Source organism: Pseudomonas sp. ADPe, assembly GCF_014843515.1.
GTDB lineage: Bacteria > Pseudomonadota > Gammaproteobacteria > Pseudomonadales > Pseudomonadaceae > Pseudomonas > Pseudomonas citronellolis.
The window spans coordinates 5,945,461-5,968,880 of record NZ_CP062122.1 but is presented as its reverse complement, the minus strand read 5'-3'; the positions used below and the strand labels follow the sequence as shown (position 1 = coordinate 5,968,880).

The following is a 23,420-nucleotide window of genomic DNA, read 5'->3' as shown; positions in this document are numbered from 1 at the left end:
ATGTCCGAGCAGCAGCACGTCCGTGCGGACGGGACGGTCACGTTCCTTCCGCACCGGCTCAACCGCCATCCCGTTGTCGTGCGCGGCCTCACCGCCGACGAACTGTGGATCTGCTGCGGCCTGTCCGGCGCCGCCGGCCTGCTGGTCGGCGCGCCGCTGTCCTGGGTGTTCCGCACGATCGCCATCGCGCCGACGTTCGTCGTCCTGGGCGTGGCCCTGGGCGTCTTCATCGGCGGCGGCATCCTGCGCCGGCTCAAGCGCGGGCGTCCCGATACCTGGCTGTACCGGCAACTGCAATGGCGCATCGCCACGCGCCATCCGCTGATGGCGGGCTGGGTAGGCGGCCACGTGCTGATCTCGCGCTCTGGCTTCTGGTCCACCCGAAGGTCTGCCTCAAGGGGGACACGATGAGCCGCTTCAAGAACGAGATCACCCACCTGCAGGCGCACATCAAGACGCTTCGCCTGGGTGCTGGCGCGCTTGTCATCGTCGCCCTGGTCATGGGCGGTGGATGGTGGAGCGCGCCGCGCGACCTGACCATCCACGTCCCGCCCGACCTGCGCTCCGGCAGTACCCGCAAGTGGTGGGAAGTACCGCCCGAATCGGTCTATGCGTTCACGTTCTACGTGTTCCAGACCCTGAACCGCTGGCCGACGAACGGCGAAGAGGACTATCCGCGCAACCTCCACACGCTCTCGCCGTACCTTACCCCGTCCTGCCAGGCCTTCCTGCGCGCGGACTACGACTACCGTCGCAGCACGGGCGAGCTGCGCCAGCGCGTGCGCGGCATCTACGAAATCCCCGGCCGCGGCTACGGCGACGACCCCACGGCGCGCGTGCGCGTGGTCTCCGACCGCGACTGGGTGGTGACGCTCGACATCACCGCCGACGAGTACTACGGCGCCGAGCAGGTCAAGCGCGCGCTCGTGCGCTACCCGGTGAAAGTCACGAGGGTGGACGTCGATCCCGCCCGCAACCCGTTCGGCCTGGCGCTGGACTGCTACGACGGTGCGCCCCAGCGCATCAGCGCCCCGGAGCCGACGCGCCCGGCGCCTGGCGGCCTGTCTCCGCAAGCGCCCCAAGGAGGAAACACCCCATGAAGCATCCTGTACTCGTGCTGCTGGGGCTGCTGGCCGCGGCCGCGGCACCCGTCTCCCATGCTGTGGAGATTCTGCGCTGGGAACGCATGCCGCTGGCGGTGCCGCTGAAGGTCGGCCAGGAGCGCATCGTGTTCATCGATCGGAACGTCCGCGTGGGCGTGCCTGCGGGCGTGGGCGAACGCCTGCGCGTGCAGAGCGCGGGTGGCGCGGTGTACCTGCGCGCCAGCGAGCCGATCGAGCCCACGCGGCTGCAATTGCAGGACGCCGATACCGGCGCACTGATCCTGCTCGACATTGCGGCCGAACCGCCCAAGGACGGCGAAGCCGAACTGGAGCCGGTGCGTATCGTCGAGGGCAGCAGCACCCCGGCGCGCTACGGCGATCTGGCAGGCGGTGCCGATGAGGTCCCCGCACGCGCCCAGGACCAGGCAGGTACGCGGGCGACCCGGCGCGAAACCCCGGTGCCGGTCGTCCTGACGCGCTTCGCCGCGCAGAACCTCTACGCGCCCCTGCGCACCGTGGAGCCGCTGCCCGGCGTCATGCGGGTGAACCTGCGCCGCGACCTCGACCTCGACACGCTGATGCCGACGCTGCCGGTGCGCGCGGTCGCGCTCGCGTCGTGGCGCCTGGAAGACCAGTGGGTCACCGCCGTGCGTCTGACCAACAGCAGCAGCGGCTGGGTCACGCTCGACCCGCGCGTGCTGCAAGGCGATTTCCTCACCGCCACCTTCCAGCACGAAGCGCTCGGCCCCCGCGGGACGCCCGAGGACACGACCGTCCTGTACCTGGTGACGCGCGGGCACGGCCTCGCGCAATCGCTGCTGCCGGCGATCCACCGCTTCGACCCGGCCGTGCATCTGCCGCAGCCGGAAGCGGAAGCCGACGACGGCAAGGAGACCCGCCATGCGCAGTAACGGCTTGCTCAAGTGGCTGATGATCCCGGTCGCCTTGCTGGTGCTGTTCGTTGCCATCCGGCTGTTCTCCGGCGGAAGCACGTCGGCACCGCCCGCCGCGGATGCCGGTTCCAAGCTCACGCCCGAGGAAATGAAGGCGTTGGGCATCGAAGGCGATACCCCGCGCGACACCGTGGCAACGCTCGTCGCCCAGGTGAAGCAGTTGCGCACCGAGCTTCAGACCGCGCTGACCGACAACAAGTCGCAGCGCGAGGAAAACCAGCGCCTGCGCCAGCGCGAGAACTCCATCGACCAGCGCATCAATTCGGCCCTCGAATCCGAGCGCTCCAACCTGCGCCGCGACCAGGAACAGGCGGCCAGCGCGCGCCAGCAGACCGAAGGGCTGCTCGCCGACCTGCAGCGGCGTCTGGACAGCATCGGCGGGCGCGGCGGCGGCCATGCCGATCTGCCCGTGGGCCTGGGGCTGCGCGATGGCGACGAGGCCGGCATGGAAGGCGGCATGCGCTGGGTCGAGCCGGACGACGCGAAGAAGACCGAGGGACGCAACGGCAGTCGTGGCGCGGGCAGCGGCATGAGCTTCCCGACGAGCTTCGGCCCGGCGCAAAGCACGCTGGAAACGACCGCGGAAACCGTGGCGAACGCCGGCGCACGCGCGGCAGGCGTCAAGAGCGCCACGCCGGTTTATACCGTGCCGACCAACTCGACGCTGATGGGGTCGGTCGCGATGACGGCGCTGATCGGTCGTGTTCCGATCGACGGGACGGTGAACGATCCGTACCCCTTCAAGGTACTGGTCGGGCCGGACAACCTGACCGCCAATGGCATCGACATTCCCGACGTGGCCGGCGCCGTGTTCAGCGGAACCGCATCGGGCGACTGGACGCTTTCGTGCGTGCGCGGTCAGGTGCGCAGCATCACCTTCGTCTTCCACGACGGCACGATCCGCACCATCCCCGAAGACCGCGACGGCAACCAGCAGAACAACCAGCAGCGCGACGGCCTGGGCTGGATCAGCGATCCCTATGGCATCCCTTGCGTCAGCGGCGAGCGGCGCAGCAACGCCCAGCAGTACCTCGGCTCGCAGGCCCTGATCACCGCGGCCGGCGCCGGCGTGGCCTCGCTGATCGACAGCGACAGCGGCCAGATGTCCTACGTCGGCGCCGACGGCTCCATCGGCAGCGTCGGCATCTCGGGCAACGAGGCCGTGGGCCGCATCCTGGCCGGTGGCGTGCGCGACATGGCGGACTGGGTGAACAAGCTGTACGGGCAGGCGTTCGCGGCCGTCTATGTCCAGCCCGGCGCGAAGGTCGCCGTCCACCTCGAAAAGCCGCTCGCCATCGACTTCGATCCGGAAGGCCGCAAGGTCGATCACCGCGCAGGAGAAAGCCATGCTCTCGAACTTGAATAGGGGCCTGGCGCTGGCCCTCGCCGTCGCGGTGCTCGGCGGCTGCGCCACCAGCAAGGAAAAGCTGCTGCCCCACGGCGACAGCACGATGATGGACATCTGGCAGCAGAACGCCGGCGACGGCGGCGGGAGCGCCGGCCAGGCGGCACGCCGGCAATTGCTCGATGCCCGCCAGAGCCTGCGCCGGCCGCTGACCGAGGCCGACGTGCAGGCCGCGCCCGCCGAGCAGACGCGCTACACGCGCACCGCGCGCAACGAGGTCTATCGCCAGTTCCACCGGCTGCCGAATCCCGATCTCGTCATGTACGTGTATCCGCACTTGGCGGGCTCGGACCCTGTACCTGTACCGGGCTACACGACGGTCTTCCCCCTGTACCAGCGCGTGCAGTACGCCATGCCAGGCGAGCGCGTGGAGGACTACTGATGCGCTGGAAACTTCCCTGGCCGAAGCTGGCCACATCCAGCGCCAGCGACGACGAGCAGCCGGACGGTTGGCAGCGCCACGTCGATGCCTTGCGCCAGGCCGGTATCCCCGAACCTGGTGCAGCGGTCCAGGGCCGCAGGCCGGCAACCGTCGCCGACGAGAAGGCGCTGTACGACGTCGCGCCGTCGTTTGCGGAACTGCTGCCTTGGGTGGAGTTCCTGCCGCAGTCGAAGTCCATGCTGCTGGAGGATGGGCAGTCGGTGGCGGCCTTCTACGAACTGGTGCCGCTGGGCACCGAGGGCCGGGAACCCGGCTGGCTCGCGCATGCCCGCGATGCCTTGGAGAACGCGCTTCAGGACTCGTTCGATGAGCTGGACGAAAACCCCTGGGTGCTCCAGCTCTACGCCCAGGACGAGCCCAGCTTCGACCAGTACATGCAGACCCTGCGCGACTACGTGCAGCCGCGCGCCTGCGGTACCGCGCTCACCGAGTTCTACCTGCGCTTCTTCGGCCACCACCTGCGCGCGGTCGCCAAGCCGGGCGGCCTGTTCGAGGACACGGTGGTCACGCGGCTGCGCTGGCGCGGCCAGACGCGGCGGGTGCGCATGATCATCTATCGCCGTGCCACCGGGCAGGCAAGCCGCCGCGGCCAGACGCCCGAGCAGATGCTGAACATCGTCTGCGACCGCCTGTGCGGCGGCTTGGCGAACGCCGGCATCCAGGCACGGCGCATGGTCGCGGCCGACGTTCACGACTGGCTGCTGCGGTGGTTCAATCCGCGCCCCGCGATGCTTGGGCCGAGTGCAGAGGACCGGGAGCGCTTCTACGCGCTGGCGCGCTACCCCGACGAGGCCGAGGACGGCGAAATCGAACTGGCGAGCGGGCGGGATTTCAGCCAGCGGTTGTTCTTCGGCCAGCCACGCTCCGACGTGGAGCATGGCACCTGGTACTTCGACGGCATGCCGCACCGCGTGCTGATCACCGACCGGCTGCGCATGCCGCCTGCCACTGGGCACCTGACCGGCGAAACCCGCAAGGGCGATGCGATCAACACCCTGTTCGACCAGATGCCGGAAGACACCTTGATGTGTCTCACCATGGTCGCCACGCCGCAGGATGTCCTGGAAGCGGATCTCAACCACCTGGCGAAGAAGGCCGTGGGCGAGACGTTGGCGTCGGAGCAGACGCTCAAGGACGTGCAGGAAGCCCGCTCCCTCATCGGCAGCGCGCACAAGCTCTACCGGGGGACGCTGGCGTTCTACCTGCGCGGACGCGACGAAGCGGAACTGGACCGGCGCGGCCTGGACCTGGCGAACGTGATGCTCAATGCCGGCTTGCAGCCGGTGCGCGAGGACGACGAGGTGGCACCGCTCAACAGCTACTTGCGCTGGCTGCCGTGTTGCTACAACCCGGGCCAGGATCGGCGCAGGTGGTACACCCAACTGATGTTCGCGCAGCACATCGCGAACGTGTCGCCGGTGTGGGGCCGCGCCCAGGGTACGGGGCACCCCGGCATCACGATGTTCAACCGTGGTGGCGGCCCGATCACCTTCGATCCGCTCAATCGCCTGGATCGGCAGATGAACGCCCATCTGTTCCTGTTCGGCCCTACCGGCTCGGGCAAGTCAGCGACGCTCAACAACCTCTTGAACCAGGTCACGGCGATCTACCGCCCGCGGCTGTTCATCGTGGAGGCCGGCAACAGCTTCGGCCTGTTCAGCGATTTCGCGCGCAGGCTCGGGCTGACGGTGAACCGGGTCAAGCTGTCCCCTGGCTCGGGCATCAGCCTCGCGCCGTTCGCCGATGCACGCCGGCTGATCGAAACGCCGAGCGACGTGCAGACCCTCGATGCCGATGCGCTGGACGAGGACCTGCCCCCGGACGCCTCGGCCATGGAGGCGGACGAGCAGCGCGACGTGCTCGGCGAACTGGAGATCACGGCGCGGCTGATGATCACGGGCGGCGAGGACAAGGAAGAAGCCCGGATGACGCGGGCCGACCGCTCGCTGATCCGCCAGTGCATCCTTGACGCCGCCGAGCACTGCGTGGCCGAGAAGCGCACGGTGCTCACGCGCGACGTGCGCAACGCGCTGCGCACCCGCGGCCAGGACCCGACGCTGCCCGAAATGCGGCGCGTGCGGCTGCTGGAGATGGCGGACGCGATGGATATGTTCTGCCAAGGCACGGACGGCGAGATGTTCGACCGCGACGGCACGCCGTGGCCCGAAGCCGACATCACCCTGGTCGATCTGGCGACCTACGCCCGCGAGGGCTACAACGCCCAGCTCTCCATCGCCTACATCAGCCTGATCAGCACGGTGAACAACATCGCCGAGCGCGACCAGTACCTGGGCCGCCCGATCATCAACGTCACCGACGAAGGCCACATCATCACGAAGAACCCGCTGCTCGCGCCCTACGTCGTGAAAATTACAAAGATGTGGAGGAAATTGGGGGCCTGGTTCTGGCTCGCGACGCAGAACATCGACGACTTGCCGCGCGCCGCGGAGCCCATGCTCAACATGATCGAGTGGTGGATTTGTCTCAGCATGCCGCCCGATGAAGTCGAGAAGATCGCGCGGTTCCGCGAACTCTCGCCCGCGCAGAAGGCGCTGATGCTTTCGGCGCGCAAAGAGGCGGGGAAATTCACCGAAGGCGTCATCCTCTCCAAGAGCATGGAAGTGCTGTTCCGCGCCGTGCCACCGAGCCTGTACCTCGCCCTCGCCCAGACAGAACCCGAGGAGAAGGCCGAACGCTACCAGCTCATGCAGCAGTACGGCTGCACCGAACTGGAAGCGGCGTTCAAGGTGGCCGAGAAGATCGACCAGGCCCGCGGCATCGAGTCGCCGGCCCTGGAACTGTCGTAAGCCGGAGAACGCCATGGAACAGAAACGTCCTTCCATCCCGATGCAGGTCCAGGCGTTCCGCCGTCGCCGCTGGCGGCCTCGCTGGCCCTGGGTATTGGCTGCTGCGCTGGTCGCGCTGCTGCTGATCTGGCTGGTGTCCCGGACGCCCGGCGAATCCTCAGCGCCGTCGCCCGCGCCGGTCGGCACGGCGCAGGTCGCTGGGCCACCCTGGCAGATGGGCAACCCGGAAGGCCGCTTCACGCTGACGCTCTATGCCGACCTGGAATGTCCGTTCTGCCGGGAGTACTTCCCGCAGCTCAAGCGGTGGGTCGGCAACAACACCGACGTCGCACTGCAATGGCATCACCAGCCGCTGGCGGCGCACGAGCCAGCCGCGTCGGCCGAGGCTCGTCTGGCCGAGTGCGCTGCCGAAGCTGGCGGGGATGCGGCGTTCTGGCAGGCGGTCGAATGGGTCTATGCCCACACGCGCAGCGACGGCCAGGGCTTGCCCGATGACTTGCGTTATCCCGAAACAACGTCAGCCATCGAACAGTGCATGGCGAGCGAGCGCCCCAACGTGGCCATCCGCGCGCAGGCCGCGGAAGCCACCAAGAGCGGCGTGACCGCCACGCCGTCGCTGCGACTGCTCGATCGCCAGACGGGCCAGGCCATCCTGCTGCAGGGGCCTATCGAGGGTGATGCCTTGCTCTCGGCCATGGACATGCTGGCAGCCGAGGACTCGACCAGCGACGCGGCGGCTTCGCTCGCCACCCCCACATCCGAAATGCCTGCCGACGTTGTCGGCGACATGCCCAGGTAGCCCTCGGTCTTGGAGGCTACGGCGCGGCTTGCCGCGCTGACCGCGACCCGTTCGCTCCGCATCCTGCCTGCGAACAATCACCGCTGCGCGGTGGTGGATGCTGTTTCCATCCCCAGGAGGGCTTGCCCTCCCAGGGCGGCGTCCTCCGTTCACATTCTGGAGGTTCGCCATGTCTCTCGTCGTCAATGACTCCTGCGTGGAGCCACGTTTTACCCCAACGTCCCAATCCGATGACTGGATCATCCAACAAGCCATCGTGCTGCTGGAAAAACGTGTTTTCAAGGCCGGGCCGCTTCTTGACCAGCCACAGGCCGCAAAGGACTACCTGCGTCTGAAACTCGTCGCAGAACCGAACGAAGTGTTCGCCATCGTGTTCATGAACACTAAGCACCGGGTGTTGGCCTACGAGCCGATGTTCAAAGGCACGCTCGATGCGACCGCGGTTTATCCGCGAGTGGTCGTGCAGCGGGCATTGGAGCTGAATGCCGGCGCGGTGATTTTTTCGCATCAGCATCCGTCGGGATGCACTGAGCCGTCAAGCGCGGATCGCGTTTTGACCGACCGACTGAAGGCCGCGTTGGCGCTCATCGACGTGCGAGTGTTGGACCACATCATCGTTGGCCAAGGCACGCCGTACTCGTTCGCGGAATCCGGCTTGCTGTAGCGACGGCATCGGCTTGCTAATCCACGCGGAGGCTTCGGCCTCCGCTTTTTTCATGGGCGCGAGACAAGCAGGTATGCGGGCAGTGCGCGATGCGCATTGTTTGTTGGGGCCGCATCGGCTTCGCGTTTGACTACGGCTCTGATCAACTTCAAGGGCACGCGACATGCCAGCATCTCTTCTCCGGTTCGCGTCGGGCTGGCGAACCCTCGGCCTGGCCGTGGCGCTGCCGGCCGCCCTGGCCGTTTTCAGCCCGGCCACCTTCGCCGCCGACGTGGTGGTCGTCACCGACAGCCGACACCCGGTCAAGACCATGGGCGGCGAGCGGTTGATCGAACTGGACGAAGCCCGCCGGATTGAAGCGGAACTGTCGGCAGAGCTACCCACCGATCCTGAACAGGCAACGGCCATCGTCAAGCGCCGGCTGTCCAGCGGCGGCGCCGATCTCCAGCGCCGCATCGCCTCCGCGTACCAAGGCGTCACCGACGCATGGAGCCTGGGCGTCACCAGCCTCCCAGCAGTCGTGGTGGACCAGCGTTACGTGGTCTATGGCGAGCCGGACGTGGCTCGCGCCATCGCCGGCATCGAGCAGCACCGGAGGAACCAGCCGTGACCCGACCATTCGACCTGATGCGCCGCATCCGTGCTGGCGTGGTATCCGTGCTGCTGCTCAGCGCTACGGGCAGCTACGCCCTCAACACCGCCACCGTCATCGGCTCGGTGGCATCGCCCGACTGCCTCGAATACCGCGTCGTCGGCATCTGCTACTGGCTCTACTGCACCTGGACGGGCTGCACGGTGCGCACGTCCACCAAGGTTCGCCACTACGTTCCCGATGCAGTCGTCTCCAGCTACAGCAACACCGGCGAGAACCCCTGGGTCGAAGTCCGGGCGATGAGCACGCCCAACCCGTCCGCCCAAGCGGGCGGCGACGGAACCACGAACGAGGATCACGAAAACAACCTCGCCAAGTTCAAGAACGCCGACGTGATCGGCCACCCTGGCGTCGAGGTGTTCAACCAGTTCGTCTCGTCGTCGGGCTACTTCTGTGAGGGCGCGGGCACGGCGTTCATGCCGTACTTGCTCAGCACCCTGGATACGCTGGCCTGGCGCTACAACGTGCCCGAGATGGCCTACCCGGAAGCGCTGATTCCGGGCCGGCGCGAAGTCGGCGCCCGTACCACGATGAATCTCTGGGGCAACGTGTATCCCCGTGGCGGCTTCCTGCACCAGACCGACGACTTCAAGGCCGGCGCAGTGGTAGCCCAGCGTGCGGGCGATGTGGTCACTCGCCGGGGGCAGATCCACGTCTATCAGCCGTTGCTTGCCAACTCCCGCGACGGCTACTGGCCGGCCGGCGCGCTGATGGAGGGCGATGCCTCCACCGGCAAGTGGCAAGAACTCACCCCCGTCTTGTCGTCGTCCTGCACGGTCTTTCCGCGCAGCGGCTTCCTTACCCAGGCGCAGCAAGGCGACTACGCATGGGCGCTGTGGCGGCCGTATGCCTGCTGCGAACGCCGGGGCCAGGTGTTCCTGGGCAGCGTCGATTTCCTCTGAGGTGGTGCCATGAAGTTCCGTCCCGCATTCAATCCGCTCTGCCGCCGGGCACGTCGCACGAAGATCGTCCTGGCGCTGGCCGGCGCACTCGCGCTGGGCAGCGGCGTGGCCTGGGGTCAACTGGGATACCAGACCAGCGGCAGCGTCATCGGCGATGACGTCATGTACTCGATCGGTGGCGGCAACGCCGTGTCGATGGGCCGTGCGGCCGGCATGCGCTCTCTCGGTGTCGGCGTGGGCTGGAACAGCAACTTGATCTGCGGCGACATGAGCATCCAGACCACGTTGAGGAACCAACTCAACGGCATCACCAACGGCTTCCAGCAAATCATGTCGTCGGTGATCCAGAGTGCCACCAGTGCGGTGGCATCGTTGCCTGCGCTGATCATCCAGCGGGCCGATCCCGGTCTGTACAACCTGCTCACCAATGGCGTGCTGCAGGCGCGACTGGATTTCGACCGCAGCAAGCTGACGTGCCGTGCCATGGCCGAGAAGATGGCCGAAACGGCGGGCGGCCAGCTCGGCTGGAGCCAGATGGCCGAAGGGCTGGCGCTGCGCGATGCCGTGTCGAGCACGGATGCGGTCTCGGCCATCGAGCAGGCCGAGACGCGCCGCGGCAATGACGGCGTGCCGTGGGTCGGGGGCAGCAACGCGGGCGGCTCCGGCCAGCCCGCGATCAGGGTCGTCGGCGATGTCACCCGCGCTGGCTACAACCTGGTCAACGGCCGCGGCGTGACCGACACCTCGTCTATCGCGCCGGCCAGTTGCAGCAGCCTCTCGTGCCAGACCTGGGCCTCGCCGCAGGCCGCCGTCGAATGGGCCACGCGCGTGCTCGGCGAGAAGGAGCAGCGCACGTGCGATGCCTGCACCAAGACCGAGACGACGCCGGGCGTCGGGCTCACGCCGCTGATCCAGGAGGAGTACGACGCGAAGCTGCAGGCGCTCCAGGACCTGGTGACCAAGGCCAAGAACACGACGCCCGAGAACCTGCGCGAGGCCGGCAGTGCGTCGCTGCCCATCACGCGCGGCGTGATCGAGGCGCTGCGCGACGAGCCCGACCAGCACCTGCTGTCGCAGCGCCTGGCGTCCGAGGTCGCGCTGGCGTCCGTGCTGGAGAAGGCGCTGCTGCTGCAGCGCACGCTGCTCACGGGCAAGAAGGAGCCCAACGTCGCGGCGAACGAGCTTGCCGTGGAGGCGGTGAACCACGAGAGCGACACGCTCGACCGCGAGATTCGCAACCTCAAGACCGAACTGGAGCTGCGGCGCGAGCTGGCGAACAACTCGCCCATGGCGATCATTCAGCGCCACGGCACGCGCGCGGCCGGCTCGCGCGGCATCTACGAGGGCGATCCTGTGCCGGATCGCCTCGACCAGCTCCAGAAGGGCAATCCGGGGAGTCGGCCATGAGCCCGGGGCGCATGGCCTGGCGGCAAAGTAGAGCCGGTCTTCGCTGGTTGTTCAGCCGGCGCGCGGCGAAAACGCTGCTGTGGCTGGTGCTGATCGTTGCCGCCGCCGCGGGGGCGAACGTCGCGGGCATCTACCTGGTCGGCAGCGTTGCAGGCTGGGAACGGTGGCTGGCGGCCTCCGCAGGGCATTTCTTCATCTGGCGGCTGTGCGTGTACGCGGCAACGGCCTATGGATGGTTCTGGATGCGCCGCCGGGTGCTGGCCCGCGAAGACCAAAGCGGGACAGATGGGCAGGCACGGCGCCGGCTGATCCGCACCGAGGTCGCCGGCGTCGTCGCCATCGTCGCACTGGAAACCAGCCTGTTGATGCAGGCCGCTTGAGGGGAGATCGGGGCCATGACGCTCTTCACGACCGACTATCTGGAGTACTACCTCACCCTCGTGTCCTGGATCGTCAACAACGGCATCTGGGCCGTGCTGGTGTCCAGCGGAGTGTTTGCGCTGCCTTTCGTCGCCATCGTCGTGCAGGAGTGGCTGAAGGCCCGTGCGGAAGGCGCTGACGAGGGCAACAAAGGCGTCCTGAGTGCCGCCCGTATCGAGAACCGGGTGTTCGTCGCGATCGTGGTGGTGATGTTCGCGGGCATTCCGTTCATCGACGTGGACCTCAGCACCATCCAGTACGACAGCTCGCGCTCGGCGCAGTGCCAGGTCAGCGTGCCGCAGCCCACGGAAACCGGCTGGTCGCAGTCTTTCAGCACCATCAACAATCAGTCGGCGAAGGTGCCGGTCTGGTGGGCCTTCATGCACGCGCTCTCGCGCGCCGTCACGAGCGCCTCGGTAGCGGCGATCCCGTGCGGTACGGACCTGCGGCAGATGAGGATGGAGATCGACGCGACGCGCATTGACGACCCGGTACTGGCTCAGGAAGTCGCGGACTTCTCACGGGATTGCTATGGGCCTGCGCGGGCCAAACTGTTCATGCAGCGCCCGGATCTCGATGAGCAGCAGATGCACGACGTGACCTGGATCGGCTCGCGCTTTTTCACGGACACGGGTGGCTACTACGACAGCTACCGCTCCAGCACGGCGCGCGAAGCCTGGCCCTACGACGACACCCGCGATGCTGGCCTCGCGCAGGTTGCCAATGGCGGCGGTTATCCGACCTGCAGGGAGTGGTGGGCCGGTGGCAGCAACGGCCTGCGGGCACGCCTGCTGGGTCAGGTGGACCCGAGCCTGCTGAGTCGCCTGGCGGGCTGGGCCGGGTTCCTGAGCCGGGCCGAGGTGGACGATTCGGTGATCCGCGCCATCGCGTCACCGCGGCAGCAGAAACTGAACCAGGGCAGCGTCTATACGGACTACGGCGGCCAGATCGACAAGACCCTGCCGAACATCGTGACGCGCGCCACGGGCGACGTCGGAATGGCAGTCGGCGCGATCGCTGCGTTTCCCGCCATGGACGTCGTGCGCCAATCCCTGCCCATGGTGCTCGCCTTGCTGAAGATGGCGCTGGTCATCTGCATCCCGCTCGTGCTGGTCGTGGGCACCTATGACCTGAAGACGGTCGTCACCGTCAGCGTTGTGCAGTTCGCGCTGTTCTTCACGGACTTCTGGTTCCAGCTCGCACGCTGGATCGATTCGACGATTCTGGACGCGCTTTATGGCTGGGGCTTCGGTTGGAACCGGCCGCACACCAACTTCGACCCGCTGGTGGGGTTGAACAACGCCTTCGGTGACATGCTCCTGATGTTCATCACGGGCACGATGTTCATCGTGCTGCCTACCTTCTGGATCATGGCCTTGGCTTGGGCGGGCGTTCGCGCCGGTAACGTGCTGCAAGGCCTCTCTGGTGCCACTGGCGATGCCAAGGCTGCCGGTGGGAAGGGAGGAAGTATCGCGATCAATGCAGTGTCGAAGAAGTGATCATTGCTAGTCGTCCTCGACATGAGGATCAATGCGAAAACCGTCGTAGGTGTACAGGCCGAACCCGGCTGGTCCGTTTCGCCATTCTGGCTCGGGCAACTCCTCGCCCAGGTCGGCGTTGCGGGCCATCCAGGCAACGACCATGACGCACACCAGCAGCAGAGCCAGCCAGAAGGTGGTGTACAGCAGCACCCCGAGCGCGGCCAGCTTGAGCACCCACACGAGCACGACAGCGCCAGCTACCGGCACTCCCTTGGAGATCAACCAGTTCGACGCCCGCCGTTCGCCGCGCGCATAGGCACGCCATCCGTGGCCAAAGGCGCGGCCGAGGCGTTCTGCGGTGCTGGTGCGGGTCGTCGCGTTCATGGTCGTCTCCTGCTGCTGAGGAATGCCTATTCCAGTTTGCTCCACTTCATTCGGTTTGCGGCTTCAATGTGTTTTCTTGCTGCTTCAGGACGCTTCGTCATCCGGCCCCACCGGGCCGGGGTCGGGTTCCACGCCAATGCGGTAGGTGGCAACGAACCGCGGCCAGTCCAGATGGTCCACCAGGTCGATGTCCTCGATGACGCCAACCTTCGGTCCCGCACGCTCGAACAGGGCGATGCTCTTGGCGGGATAGTTGTTGCGCGACGGATAGAGCACCCCGTCGAACAGCGCCTGGCCGTCATCTCCGAGCATCGCATGCACCTGGGCGGACACCTGCTGCGTGTGCGTGTAGTCGCGGCTGGCCAACTGCTCCAGGTTCAGGCCGAAGTAGCCCGCCATGACGCCCGGCGCCGTGAGATCGGCCAGAAGCACGTCGTCCATCACGCCTACTGCGCGCACCATCCGGGCTTGGACTTCTTTCAGCGCGATCGAGCGTTGCGTGTCCGCAAGCCACTGGTGCTTGTGAAACACCGACTCCATCAGCGCCGTGGGCAGGTCGCGCCCCAGGTAGAGCACGCCGTAGGCCCCTGCCGGGTCATCGTAGCGATTCGTGCTGCTGTGGCCATAGTACAGCGGGCTGCCCCGATAGACGACGCGGCTCACATGCTGGAGCAGTTCACCGGCATCGATCAGGAACGAAGGCAGCTCGTGGTTCATGGCGGTCTCGCCTCAATGCACCTGCACGCCCAGCACGTTGAACACGGCCTCGGCCACGTCATCGATCGTGCCATGCGTCACCGCATCCACCGGCGAGCGACCGCCCAAGCCTTCGAGCGGTTCGGACAGCGCGCGGTAGATCGTCCAGTGGTCGATGCCCTCGACCTCCTGAAGCACGGCTTGGGTCAACTGCTGCTTCACCGGGTCGAGCTGCCAGTCGGGCAGCTTCTGGCCGCGCGCTCCCACGTTCAGCGCCAGCAAGCGACGGGCAAGAATGTCCTTGTAGATCTGCTGGCGCGACTTGTCCGCCAACTTGGCGTACTCGGGGATCGGCAGGTTGTGCGGCTGGTTGAAGGCCTCCAGCAGCACGGCGCGGCCTCGCTGGACGTCGGTTTCAGTCGGTGCCCAGCGCGTGTCGGCGCGCAGCGCGGCCGCCTTGCGCTCCAAGGCCTGCGCCACCGTTTTGCCTTCGAGGTTGGCGGGCAGCTTCACCGCTTCCACGCGCTCATGAATGAACGCCTGCAACTCGGCCGCGAAAGCCGGGGCATTGCGGATTTCGACGGTATCCGCGAAACGGCGCACATCCTCCACGGTGACGCGCGGCAGACGGTCGGCAATGAACTCGATCGCAGTGGGCATGGTCAGCTCCCAAGTAGGTTTGAGACAGGGTTCACTCTAGTCGCCTTTGTCGCACTTGTCAACTTAGTCGCCTGAGCGGGAGCCTACCTGGCGGTGTAGCGTCCCGGCAGCATAGGCCGGGGCCAGCGCCAAGTCGCCGTCCAATCCATTCGTGCGAGTTCCACATTGACGCTGGAGCCGCAGCCCGGGTCCCGCTATACCGAAACGGTTAAAGGCCAAAGGGTCGAAACGGCAAGGGAATGGGGCGCAAGGGGAAAGGCCCTACCTCGAAAAGGCCAAAAGGCCTCCCGCCCGGCCCGCCATCAGGACACCGACATGCTCTCCCTGTTCCAGCGAAAACGGCCCCCGGTCGCTGCCGCGCCGTCGCCAGCCCCCGCCACCGGCCTCCCGAAAGGGTTGATGCGGCCGGAGTCGGCCGCATCGCTGCTGGCCACCCCGCGCCGGCAGAAGCTGATGGAACACATCTGGCAGCGCACCTCGCTCTCGCGCAGGCAGTTCGCCACCCTGTACCGCACGCCACTGGAGCGCTACGCCGAACTGGTCCAGGCTTTCCCGGCCTCCGAAGCGCACCACCACGCATATCCGGGCGGCATGCTCGACCATGGCCTGGAAATCGTCGCCTACAGCCTGAAGCTGCGGCAGTCCCATTTGCTGCCCATCGGGGCCAGCCCCGAAGACCAGGCGGCGCAGGCCGAAGCCTGGACTGCGGCCGTCGCTTATGCCGCGTTGCTCCATGACATCGGCAAGGTAGCGGTCGATCTGCACGTCGAGCTGGCCGACGGCAGCACCTGGCACCCGTGGCACGGCCCGCTGCGTCAGCCGTACCGCTTCCGCTACAACCCCGACCGCGAGTACCGGCTCCATAGCGCCGCGACAGGCTTGCTCTACCAGCAACTGCTCGATCGCGATCTGCTGGACTGGCTCAGTGGCTATCCATCCCTGTGGGCGCCGCTGCTCTACGTCCTGGCCGGGCAGTACGAGCACGCCGGGGTGCTGGGCGAGCTGGTCGTGCAGGCCGACCGCGCCTCTGTCGCCCAGGAGCTGGGCGGCGATCCGGCCCGCGCCATGGCCGCGCCCAAGCACTCGCTCCAACGCAAGCTGGTCAACGGGCTGCGCTACCTGCTCAAGAAAGCGCTGAAACTGAACCAGCCCGAAGCCTCCGATGGCTGGCTCACCGAGGACGCGCTGTGGCTGGTGAGCAAGACGGTATCGGACAAGCTGCGCGCGCACCTGCTGTCCCAGGGGGTCGATGGCATCCCTGCGAACAACACCGCGGTGTTCAATGTGCTCCAGGACCACGGCATGTTGCAGCCGACGGCCGACGGCAAGGCGATCTGGCGCGCGACCGTGACCAGCTCGACCGGCTGGTCCCACTCGTTCACCCTGTTGCGGCTGGCACCAGCGCTGATTTGGGAGCCTGGCGAGCGGCCGGCGCCGTTCGCGGGGACGGTGGCGATCGATACGACAGCGGCCGACAAAGATGCCGATGCCTCGGTGCAATCGGCAGCAATCGCGGCAACGCCTCCTGCCGAAGAGCAGCAGTCCGCTCCATGGACGGACGCTGGCGGCGCCGCTGCCCCGGTTCACCCGTCCGCTGCCCGGGCCGTGCCCGATGTCATGGAAGACATGCTCGCGATGGTGGGAATGGGTGATTTGCCTGGCATCCGGCAGGATGCAGAAGCCGTCTCGGTCGAAGCGCCTGCCGCAGCCCCCGAAATTCCTGCATCGTCCGTGGCGAAGCCACTGCCTCCAGCGCCCGCGCCTACGTCCGCGCAGCCATCCGGCAAGCACTTCATGGCATGGCTGCAACAGGGCGTCGCCTCGCGGCGGCTCATCATCAACGACGCCAAGGCGCTCGTGCATACCGTGGGCGACACCGCCTACCTGGTCAGCCCCGGCGTCTTCCAGCGTTACGCGCAGGAGCACCCGCAAGTTGGCACGCTGGCGAAGCAGGAAAGCCAGCAGGATTGGCAATGGGTACAGAAGCGTTTCGAGCGACTGCAACACCATCGCAAGCATCCCAACGGCCTGAACATCTGGACCTGCGAGGTGACGGGGCCTCGCAAATCCCGCCGCCTCCACGGCTACCTGCTGGACGATGCGCGCCTGCTGTTCGCCGACACGCCGCCGAACAACCCTTACCTGACACTGGTGCAAGAGAAGTGACGAAAACCGCAGCGCCACGTTCCCGGTGCGCGCTGCAACCGCTACCGACTCATTTCGCGCCTGCTTTCTTCCGCGGCTCGGCCTTCTTCTTTGGAGTGCCGATCAGCTCCTCGCTGTAGCGCAACGAATCGACCACCAGTGAAAACGCCGGCGACGGTTGCCGGTGGCCGGGGTCGTACAGGAAGTGTCCTGAGAACGGCTCACACCAGTCCTCCAGCACATGCACTAGGCGACCTTCCTCGATGTGCAGCGCGAACTCCTCTTCGGGAAGCGGGTAATGCCCAACGCCGATGGCGTGCTAAGAAACTGAGGGCGAGTTCGCCGGTGGCACCCGAAATGAAGCAGATACCGCCGGCCTTCACGCTAGTAGCTGGATTACGTTGTGACCGCCGGCATGGATGGACGCCCGCGACGGCGTAGCTCCCACTGCTTGACGAGCGCGTATATCGCCGGGATGACCGCCAACGTCAAGACAGTCGAGGACACCATGCCGCCCACCATCGGTGCGGCGATCCGGCTCATCACCTCACTGCCCGTGCCAGACCCCCACATGATCGGCAGCAGGCCCGCCATGATCGCGACCACGGTCATCATCTTGGGCCGAACACGTTCGACAGCGCCCTCCATGATTGCCTCGTACAGATCGGCGACGCCTGCATCGCGGCCAACAGCCTGCCTGCGTTCGCGGACCTCCTTCCATGCATGATCGAGGTAGATCAGCATGATCACGCCTGTCTCGGCCGCAACGCCGGCGAGCGCGATGAAGCCGACTGCTACCGCAACGCTCATCTGATAGCCCAACCACCACATCAACCAAACGCCGCCCACCAGTGCGAAGGGCACGGACAACATCACGATCAATGTCTCCGACAAACGGCGGAAGTTCAGGTAGAGCAGGACGAAGATCAGTGCAAGGGTCACCGGCACCACGACCTTCATCTTCTCCTTGGCGCGCTCCATGTTCTCAAACTGTCCGCTCCAGGTAGCGTAGTAGCCCTGCGGAAACTCGACTTCTTCGGCCACTGCCTGCTGAGCGCGTTTGACGAAGGCTCCGATGTCGGGCTCACGCGTATCGACATATACGTAGGCGGCCAGTAGCGCATTCTCGGTACGGATGCCAGGCGCTCCGCGTGTTAGACGCACGTCTGCCACTTGGCCGAGCGGAATCGGGCCGTTCATGGTTGGCACGTAGACGTCGGAGCCCATCCGCGACGGATCGTCGCGCAGCCCTCGGGCGTAGCGCACCGACACGCCGTAGCGCTCCAGCCCCTCTACCGTGGTGGTCACCGTCTCGCCACCCAGTGCGGTGGCGATCACGTCCTGCACCATGTTGATGGTGAGCCCATACCGGGCGAGCTGATCACGCCGAGGCACAATGTCCACGTAGTAGCCTCCGGCCACGCGCTCGGCATAAGCGCTGCTCGCACCCGGCACCTTGCGCACGACGGCTTCCACCGCCTGGGCCATCTTCTCCAGTGTTTCCAAGTCCTTGCCAAACACCTTCACGCCCACCGGTGTGCGAATACCAGTTGAGAGCATGTCAATGCGGGCCTTGATCGGCATCGTCCACGAGTTCGCCAGTCCCGGGAATTTAAGCGCGGCATCCATTTCAGCGATCAGCTTGTCGGTCGTCATGCCGACACGCCATTGATCCTGCGGCTTGAGATTGATGATGGTCTCGAACATCTCCAGGGGCGCCGGGTCGGTCGCCGTGCTGGCACGACCGGCCTTGCCGTAGACCGATTCCACTTCAGGAAAGGTCTTGATGATGCGATTGGTCGTGGCCAGTAGGCGTCCGGCCTCGGTAACCGACATACCCGGCAGCGCCGCTGGCATGTAGAGCAGCGTGCCCTCGTTGAGCGCCGGCATGAACTCCGAGCCGATCTGGCGCGCGGGGATGATCGTCGCGACCATCGCAAGAATGGCCAGCAGAAGTGTGACGCCTTTGAAACGCAGTACCGCCTTGATGATCGGTCGATACAGCCAGATCAACAGCCTGTTCACCGGATTCCTAGCCTCGGGCAGGATACGACCGCGCACGAAGAACAGCATCAACACTGGCACCAGCGTCACCGACAGCAAGGCGGCGCCGGCCATGGCGAAGGTCTTGGTGAAGGCGAGAGGTGAGAACAAGCGGCCTTCCTGGCCCTCAAGCGCAAACACCGGTAGGAAGGAGACCGTGATGATGAGCAGCGAGAAGAACAGCGCCGGCCCCACCTCTTTGCACGCCTGGACGATAGCCCTCGCTCGCTCCTTCTGGGTAGCGCCCTCGGGCAGATGCTCGATGCGTTTGTGCGCGTTTTCGATCATCACGATCGCCGCATCGACCATGGCTCCGATTGCAATCGCGATGCCGCCGAGGCTCATGATGTTCGACCCAAGCCCGAGACTGCGCATGGCGATGAATGCGATCAGGATACCCAGGGGCAGCGTAATGATTGCTACCAGCGCGCTGCGCACGTGCAGCAGAAAGATCACGCACACCACTGCAACGATCAGGCTTTCTTCGAGTAGCGTCCATTTCAGATTGCCGATCGCTCGCTCGATGAGCTGGGAGCGGTCATATACCGGGACGATCTCGGCGCCAGTCGGCAAGCCCGGGGCAATCTCCGCGATTTTTGCCTTGACATTGGCGATTACCTGAAGCGCATTTTGACCGAACCGCGCCATGACGATGCCGGAGGCGACTTCACCCTCGCCATTCAGTTCAGCGATGCCGCGCCGCTCGGCCGGCACCAGCTCGACGCGAGCTACATCCGATACACGCACAGGGGTTCCACGATCAGCCTTGAGCACGATGTCGGCAATGTCCTGGACACTTCGCAGGTAGCCCCGGCCACGTACCATGTACTCCTTCTCTGCCATCTCGACAACCCGGCCGCCGACGTCCTTGTTCGACGCACGGATAGCCTGTGTGACCTGATCGAGTGTGATTCCATAGCCAGCCAGACGTAGCGGATCGACAGTGACCTGGTACTCGCGAACGAAGCCACCCAGGCTTGCCACCTCGGAAACACCCTGCGCCTTGGTAAGCTGATACCGCACGAACCAATCCTGCAAACTGCGGGTGTCGGCCAAGCTCATGTCCTTGCCCTGCACCGCATACTGATACACCCACCCTACGCCGGTCGCATCTGGCCCGATCTGTGGTGCCACTCCCTGCGGCAGACGGCCAGCTACAGTGCTCAGGTATTCCAGCACGCGCGAGCGAGCCCAGTAGATGTCGGTACCATCTTCGAATATCACGTACACGTAGGATGCACCGAACATCGAGAATCCACGAACCACCTTCGCACGCGGCACGGCCAACATCGAAGTGGTGAGCGGATAGGTAATTTGGTCCTCGACCACTTGCGGTGCTTGCCCGGGATAGTCGGTGTAGACGATCACCTGAACATCCGAAAGATCGGGCAACGCATCGAGCGGCGTATTCTTCACCGCATAGATGCCGCCACCGACCAGGAACAACGTGGCAAGCAGCACGAGGAAGACATTTCGTGCCGACCAGTCAATCACGCGATCAAGCAAGCCAGTCGCCGCCGGCTTGGCTGCGTCGTCGCGCCCCAGGCCTGGAGAGTTCGTCGCAGAAGTGCGCATCTCAGTGCCCCCTGTGTCCGCTTGCGGCCGAGGTCGGCTTGCGGCTGGCAATCGGCTCTATGCTTGTGACGACGTACTCGCCAGGCTTGCCTGCCTTGAAGGAAAAGCGGACAGCGGCACCTGGGCCCATGTTCTTCATCAGGGCTGGGTCGCCAATCACGAAGTCCATGGTCATCGCCGGCCACTGAAGCGCCGGGATCTCGCGGTGAGCGACCGTGACCCGACCAGATTGAGCGTCGAACGCATCAATCGTCCCTTCAGCCTCATAGGAGCTTGCCGCGCCGCCATGGTCATGTCCATCAGCCTGGGGGGCGACCATGTTCGCTAGCGCCGCCTTGAGCTGACTCTCCGAATCGATCAGAAAGTTGGCCGAGACGACCACCCGATCGCCTGGCTCGACCCCTTCCAGCACCTCGACCACATCCTGACCACGCTGTCCGAGCTTGACCACCTGTGGTTTGAAACGTCCCTCACCAAGCACGCGCAAGACGACCTGGCGCTCGCCATCGTCGATGATTGCGGAGGTCGGTACAGTCGCCTTCGGAGTCGTGTCGCCGACCGCCAGCTTGACCTGGGCGAACATGCCGGGGCGCAGCAAGCCTTCGGCATTGCCCAGTTCAATTCGCATCCGAGTACTGCGGGTAGTCGCGTCAAGCGTTGGATACAGGTAGCTGATCCGCCCCTCGAAACTGCGGCCGGGAAAGGCGTCTAGCGCAATCTGCGCAGACTGTCCCACGCGCACGTGCGCAAGATCGCGTTCGTAGACGTCGGCAATGATCCACACTTTCGACAGATCGGCGATGCGAAACAGCGCATCACCCGGCATGAAGCGCTTGCCCTGTATGGCCTCTTTTTCGAGCACAACGCCGCTTACAGGCGCGTGGAAGACCTGGCGGGCACCAGCCTGTCCAGCTACTTCGAGGTTACGCAGACGAGCGCGCGTTGCTTCGGCCAAGCGGCTAGCGGACTCGCTCGCCAGCGGGTCGTGATCCGCGCTCTGGCTGGCAAGTCGCTCGGCGATGCGCAGTTCCTCTCCGGTGGATTGCAGCTCGGGACTGTAGGCGGTGAAGAGCGCCTGTCCCTTCCGGACCGTATCGCCGACGGCATTGACATGTAGGCGTTCGATCCAGCCCTCGAAGCGCGGGGCGACCACCACCTGGCTACGCTCGTCGGTCTCGATACGTCCGCTCACACGCACGGCTGCATCAACAACACGCAATTCAACCTCAGCAGTCCTAACCCCGAGCGATTGGACACGCGCGGGACTGACAATCACCGCGCCTGTATCGTCCGGTTTGGTGTCTGCATAGACTGGGATGTAGTCCATCCCCATAGGGTCCTTCTTGGGCACAGGGGAGGTGTCCGGCAGACCCATTGGGTTGCGGTAGTAGAGAACTTTTTGCTCGCTCTGAGTGCTGCCATCGGCAAGCGGAGCGGCCGGGCCAGGACTGGTTTCGACAGCCTGATTGGCAGGTGCCGTCGCGTGTTGCGCTTGAGCGAACCAGTATCCAGCGCCTGCAGCAATGGCCACGGCTACGGCGATCGTCGTCAATCGGACGGCAGCGTTCACTTCAGTTCCCCTGTAAGTTTCTTGATTTCGATCAGGGCCAGACGAGCCTCCACCTCGACCTTCAGGCGCTGCCCTCGGATGTCGATGAGCTGGCGCTCGGCCTCGATCACGTTGTCGAAATCGACCGCGCCACTGGCAAGCGCCGCCCGGCTGGCGTCCCGCGTTGCCTGCGCTTGTGGCACTAGGGTGTTTTCGAGCAAGCGAAGCGTCTCGCTCCCCTGTGCGTACATGGACCAAGCAGTACCGAGTTCGCCGGCAGCGCGCGAGCGCGCATCTTCGCGCCGTGCTTCGGCCGCCAAGAGCATCTGCTCCGCTTCACGCTCCTTTGCACGGCGACTGGATTGCTGTAGCGGAATGGTCACCTCAAACATTACGTCCCAAGATGCCCGTCGCCCATCAGGACGGCTGTTGCGCAAGCCGACGGCGAAGTCCGGCAAACGATCCTGGTAAGTGCGCGCCCGCTCGGCACGAGCCGCTTCGATGCCGAAAGTAGCGACATTCACTTCCGGATTAGCGTTCATCAGCGCATCAAAGAGAGAGTCGATCACCAGCCGTTCTGGCAATGGGGGTGGCTCCGCAGGTGCATCGAGGGGCGAATCAGGTGTCCGGCCGATCAGCCCATTCAGCCCTGCGGCAAGACCTTTGCGACGTTGCTCGATTTCGACCAGTGCGATGCGCTGCGCCGTGATCTCCCTCTGCATGCGCAGCACTGCTTGCTGAGGCAACCGCCCGGTCTTGTAGCGAACCAAGCTGGTCTCCTCCAAGCCCTGCAGCAAGGCCAGGCCCTGTTTGGCAAGTGCAAGCTCCCGATCAGCCGAGTAGTATTTCAACCATAGCGTCTCGATCTTCGTCGCAAGATCGCTCCAAACCGTCTCTTTGACTGCGTCTGCCTGCCTTGCCTGAGCCTCTGCCGCCTCCACAGCAAGTTTGCGCTTGCCCCAACCAGGCAAGGGCTGGGTAATCCGGTAACGTGTTTCGCCCACTTGACCCGGTAGCAACGACGCCGAGCGCCCGCTCATGGTGTTCGTGGCGTCCATTAATTCGACCTCGAAACTCGGGTCGGGCAACGCACCGGCGGGCGTTACACGCTCGCTCGCTGCGGCCGCTTCTGCTCGCGCAGCAGCGAACCCAGCATTACTCTGGCGCGCATAGTCAATCAGGGTCTGCGCGGTTGAGCCAAGCGTCGTGGTGTTACGTGAGGGCTGGCCGTAAGCGATCCCACTTCCTACTGATAACGTCAACGCGAACACAAGCAAGGCCGGCCGCACCAAAGTGCCTGCTGCAATGATGAGTGATGATTTCATGAAGAGTG

General features: G+C 65.5%; 20 protein-coding genes and 1 pseudogene. 14 read left to right on the top strand and 7 right to left on the bottom strand.

Features of this window, described 5'->3' with window-relative positions:
* The 13 genes from IG194_RS26965 to IG194_RS26905 all read left to right on the top strand — a co-directional run bounded on the left by IG194_RS26965 (position 1) and on the right by IG194_RS26905 (position 13,053).
* Complete coding sequence (locus IG194_RS26965; RefSeq protein ID WP_058489280.1) at positions 1-411, top strand: TIGR03750 family conjugal transfer protein; 411 nt, start codon at positions 1-3, stop codon at positions 409-411.
* Positions 408-1,100, top strand: a complete 693-nt coding sequence (locus IG194_RS26960) for a PFL_4703 family integrating conjugative element protein (RefSeq protein WP_003821110.1) — start codon at positions 408-410, stop codon at positions 1,098-1,100. The genes IG194_RS26965 and IG194_RS26960 overlap by 4 nt, the downstream gene beginning before the upstream one ends.
* Entirely contained in the window at positions 1,097-2,014 is a 918-nt protein-coding gene (locus tag IG194_RS26955) for a TIGR03749 family integrating conjugative element protein (protein ID WP_058489279.1), read from the top strand. The genes IG194_RS26960 and IG194_RS26955 overlap by 4 nt, the downstream gene beginning before the upstream one ends.
* Positions 2,004-3,422 (top strand): TIGR03752 family integrating conjugative element protein, encoded by a 1,419-nt coding sequence (locus IG194_RS26950; protein ID WP_058489278.1) that lies wholly within the window; start codon positions 2,004-2,006, stop codon positions 3,420-3,422. Before IG194_RS26955 ends, IG194_RS26950 begins: the two co-directional genes overlap by 11 nt.
* Positions 3,403-3,843: a TIGR03751 family conjugal transfer lipoprotein gene (locus IG194_RS26945; RefSeq protein WP_023435212.1), complete on the top strand. Its 441-nt coding sequence runs from the start codon at positions 3,403-3,405 to the stop codon at positions 3,841-3,843. Before IG194_RS26950 ends, IG194_RS26945 begins: the two co-directional genes overlap by 20 nt.
* Positions 3,843-6,710: a conjugative transfer ATPase gene (locus tag IG194_RS26940; protein WP_058489277.1), complete on the top strand. Its 2,868-nt coding sequence runs from the start codon at positions 3,843-3,845 to the stop codon at positions 6,708-6,710. Before IG194_RS26945 ends, IG194_RS26940 begins: the two co-directional genes overlap by 1 nt.
* A 13-nt stretch (positions 6,711-6,723) precedes the next feature.
* Positions 6,724-7,509, top strand: coding sequence for a DsbA family protein (locus IG194_RS26935; protein WP_058489276.1), 786 nt, complete (start codon positions 6,724-6,726; stop codon positions 7,507-7,509).
* Positions 7,510-7,678: 169 nt separating this feature from the next.
* Positions 7,679-8,173, top strand: a complete 495-nt coding sequence (gene radC, locus IG194_RS26930) for a RadC family protein (protein WP_058489275.1) — start codon at positions 7,679-7,681, stop codon at positions 8,171-8,173.
* A 163-nt stretch (positions 8,174-8,336) separates the two neighbouring features.
* A complete protein-coding gene (locus IG194_RS26925; RefSeq protein ID WP_058489274.1) occupies positions 8,337-8,783 on the top strand; it encodes a TIGR03757 family integrating conjugative element protein in 447 nt (148 codons plus the stop codon).
* Complete coding sequence (locus IG194_RS26920; protein WP_058489273.1) at positions 8,780-9,727, top strand: TIGR03756 family integrating conjugative element protein; 948 nt, start codon at positions 8,780-8,782, stop codon at positions 9,725-9,727. The genes IG194_RS26925 and IG194_RS26920 overlap by 4 nt, the downstream gene beginning before the upstream one ends.
* A gap of 9 nt (positions 9,728-9,736) precedes the next feature.
* Positions 9,737-11,134: an integrating conjugative element protein gene (locus tag IG194_RS26915; protein WP_058489272.1), complete on the top strand. Its 1,398-nt coding sequence runs from the start codon at positions 9,737-9,739 to the stop codon at positions 11,132-11,134.
* A complete protein-coding gene (locus tag IG194_RS26910; RefSeq protein WP_058489271.1) occupies positions 11,131-11,514 on the top strand; it encodes a hypothetical protein in 384 nt (127 codons plus the stop codon). The genes IG194_RS26915 and IG194_RS26910 overlap by 4 nt, the downstream gene beginning before the upstream one ends.
* 15 nt (positions 11,515-11,529) lie before the next feature.
* Positions 11,530-13,053 carry a conjugal transfer protein TraG N-terminal domain-containing protein gene (locus IG194_RS26905; RefSeq protein ID WP_058489270.1) on the top strand — a complete coding sequence of 508 codons (1,524 nt, stop codon included), beginning with the start codon at positions 11,530-11,532 and terminating at the stop codon, positions 13,051-13,053.
* Positions 13,054-13,059: 6 nt separating this feature from the next.
* Here the strand turns inward: IG194_RS26905 and IG194_RS26900 are convergent, their stop codons facing one another.
* From IG194_RS26900 to IG194_RS26890, 3 genes are all read right to left on the bottom strand, one after another.
* Complete coding sequence (locus tag IG194_RS26900) at positions 13,060-13,419, bottom strand: DUF3742 family protein (RefSeq protein ID WP_058489269.1); 360 nt, start codon at positions 13,417-13,419, stop codon at positions 13,060-13,062.
* A gap of 84 nt (positions 13,420-13,503) precedes the next feature.
* Complete coding sequence (locus IG194_RS26895; RefSeq protein WP_058489268.1) at positions 13,504-14,136, bottom strand: RES family NAD+ phosphorylase; 633 nt, start codon at positions 14,134-14,136, stop codon at positions 13,504-13,506.
* A 12-nt stretch (positions 14,137-14,148) separates the two neighbouring features.
* On the bottom strand, positions 14,149-14,775 hold the full coding sequence (locus tag IG194_RS26890; protein WP_058489267.1) for a hypothetical protein: 627 nt from the start codon (positions 14,773-14,775) through the stop codon (positions 14,149-14,151).
* A gap of 315 nt (positions 14,776-15,090) precedes the next feature.
* Here IG194_RS26890 and mobH point away from each other — a divergent pair, with 315 nt between their 5' ends.
* Entirely contained in the window at positions 15,091-16,941 is a 1,851-nt protein-coding gene (mobH, locus tag IG194_RS26885; protein ID WP_058489266.1) for a MobH family relaxase, read from the top strand.
* A gap of 49 nt (positions 16,942-16,990) precedes the next feature.
* Here mobH and IG194_RS26880 read toward each other — a convergent pair.
* The 4 genes and pseudogenes from IG194_RS26880 to IG194_RS26865 all read right to left on the bottom strand — a co-directional run.
* Positions 16,991-17,230 (bottom strand): annotated as a pseudogene (locus IG194_RS26880) (hypothetical protein); the annotation flags it as partial.
* Between the two features lie 86 nt (positions 17,231-17,316).
* A complete protein-coding gene (locus tag IG194_RS26875) occupies positions 17,317-20,469 on the bottom strand; it encodes an efflux RND transporter permease subunit (protein ID WP_141679825.1) in 3,153 nt (1,050 codons plus the stop codon).
* A gap of 70 nt (positions 20,470-20,539) precedes the next feature.
* A complete protein-coding gene (locus IG194_RS26870; protein WP_197674178.1) occupies positions 20,540-22,108 on the bottom strand; it encodes an efflux RND transporter periplasmic adaptor subunit in 1,569 nt (522 codons plus the stop codon).
* Entirely contained in the window at positions 22,105-23,412 is a 1,308-nt protein-coding gene (locus IG194_RS26865; RefSeq protein WP_082996355.1) for a TolC family protein, read from the bottom strand. Before IG194_RS26865 ends, IG194_RS26870 begins: the two co-directional genes overlap by 4 nt.
* Positions 23,413-23,420: the final 8 nt, after the last annotated feature.

Bases quoted from the DNA above. Each gene is read 5' to 3' on its own strand.
- IG194_RS26965 (WP_058489280.1), top strand. From the start codon at position 1: ATGTCCGAGCAGCAGCACGTCCGTGCGGACGGGACGGTCACGTTCCTT.
- IG194_RS26960 (WP_003821110.1), top strand. From the start codon at position 408: ATGAGCCGCTTCAAGAACGAGATCACCCACCTGCAGGCGCACATCAAG.
- IG194_RS26955 (WP_058489279.1), top strand. From the start codon at position 1,097: ATGAAGCATCCTGTACTCGTGCTGCTGGGGCTGCTGGCCGCGGCCGCG.
- IG194_RS26950 (WP_058489278.1), top strand. From the start codon at position 2,004: ATGCGCAGTAACGGCTTGCTCAAGTGGCTGATGATCCCGGTCGCCTTG.
- IG194_RS26945 (WP_023435212.1), top strand. From the start codon at position 3,403: ATGCTCTCGAACTTGAATAGGGGCCTGGCGCTGGCCCTCGCCGTCGCG.
- IG194_RS26940 (WP_058489277.1), top strand. From the start codon at position 3,843: ATGCGCTGGAAACTTCCCTGGCCGAAGCTGGCCACATCCAGCGCCAGC.
- IG194_RS26935 (WP_058489276.1), top strand. From the start codon at position 6,724: ATGGAACAGAAACGTCCTTCCATCCCGATGCAGGTCCAGGCGTTCCGC.
- radC (WP_058489275.1), top strand. From the start codon at position 7,679: ATGTCTCTCGTCGTCAATGACTCCTGCGTGGAGCCACGTTTTACCCCA.
- IG194_RS26925 (WP_058489274.1), top strand. From the start codon at position 8,337: ATGCCAGCATCTCTTCTCCGGTTCGCGTCGGGCTGGCGAACCCTCGGC.
- IG194_RS26915 (WP_058489272.1), top strand. From the start codon at position 9,737: ATGAAGTTCCGTCCCGCATTCAATCCGCTCTGCCGCCGGGCACGTCGC.
- IG194_RS26910 (WP_058489271.1), top strand. From the start codon at position 11,131: ATGAGCCCGGGGCGCATGGCCTGGCGGCAAAGTAGAGCCGGTCTTCGC.
- IG194_RS26905 (WP_058489270.1), top strand. From the start codon at position 11,530: ATGACGCTCTTCACGACCGACTATCTGGAGTACTACCTCACCCTCGTG.
- IG194_RS26900 (WP_058489269.1), bottom strand. From the start codon at position 13,419: ATGAACGCGACGACCCGCACCAGCACCGCAGAACGCCTCGGCCGCGCC.
- IG194_RS26895 (WP_058489268.1), bottom strand. From the start codon at position 14,136: ATGAACCACGAGCTGCCTTCGTTCCTGATCGATGCCGGTGAACTGCTC.
- IG194_RS26890 (WP_058489267.1), bottom strand. From the start codon at position 14,775: ATGCCCACTGCGATCGAGTTCATTGCCGACCGTCTGCCGCGCGTCACC.
- mobH (WP_058489266.1), top strand. From the start codon at position 15,091: ATGCTCTCCCTGTTCCAGCGAAAACGGCCCCCGGTCGCTGCCGCGCCG.
- IG194_RS26865 (WP_082996355.1), bottom strand. From the start codon at position 23,412: ATGAAATCATCACTCATCATTGCAGCAGGCACTTTGGTGCGGCCGGCC.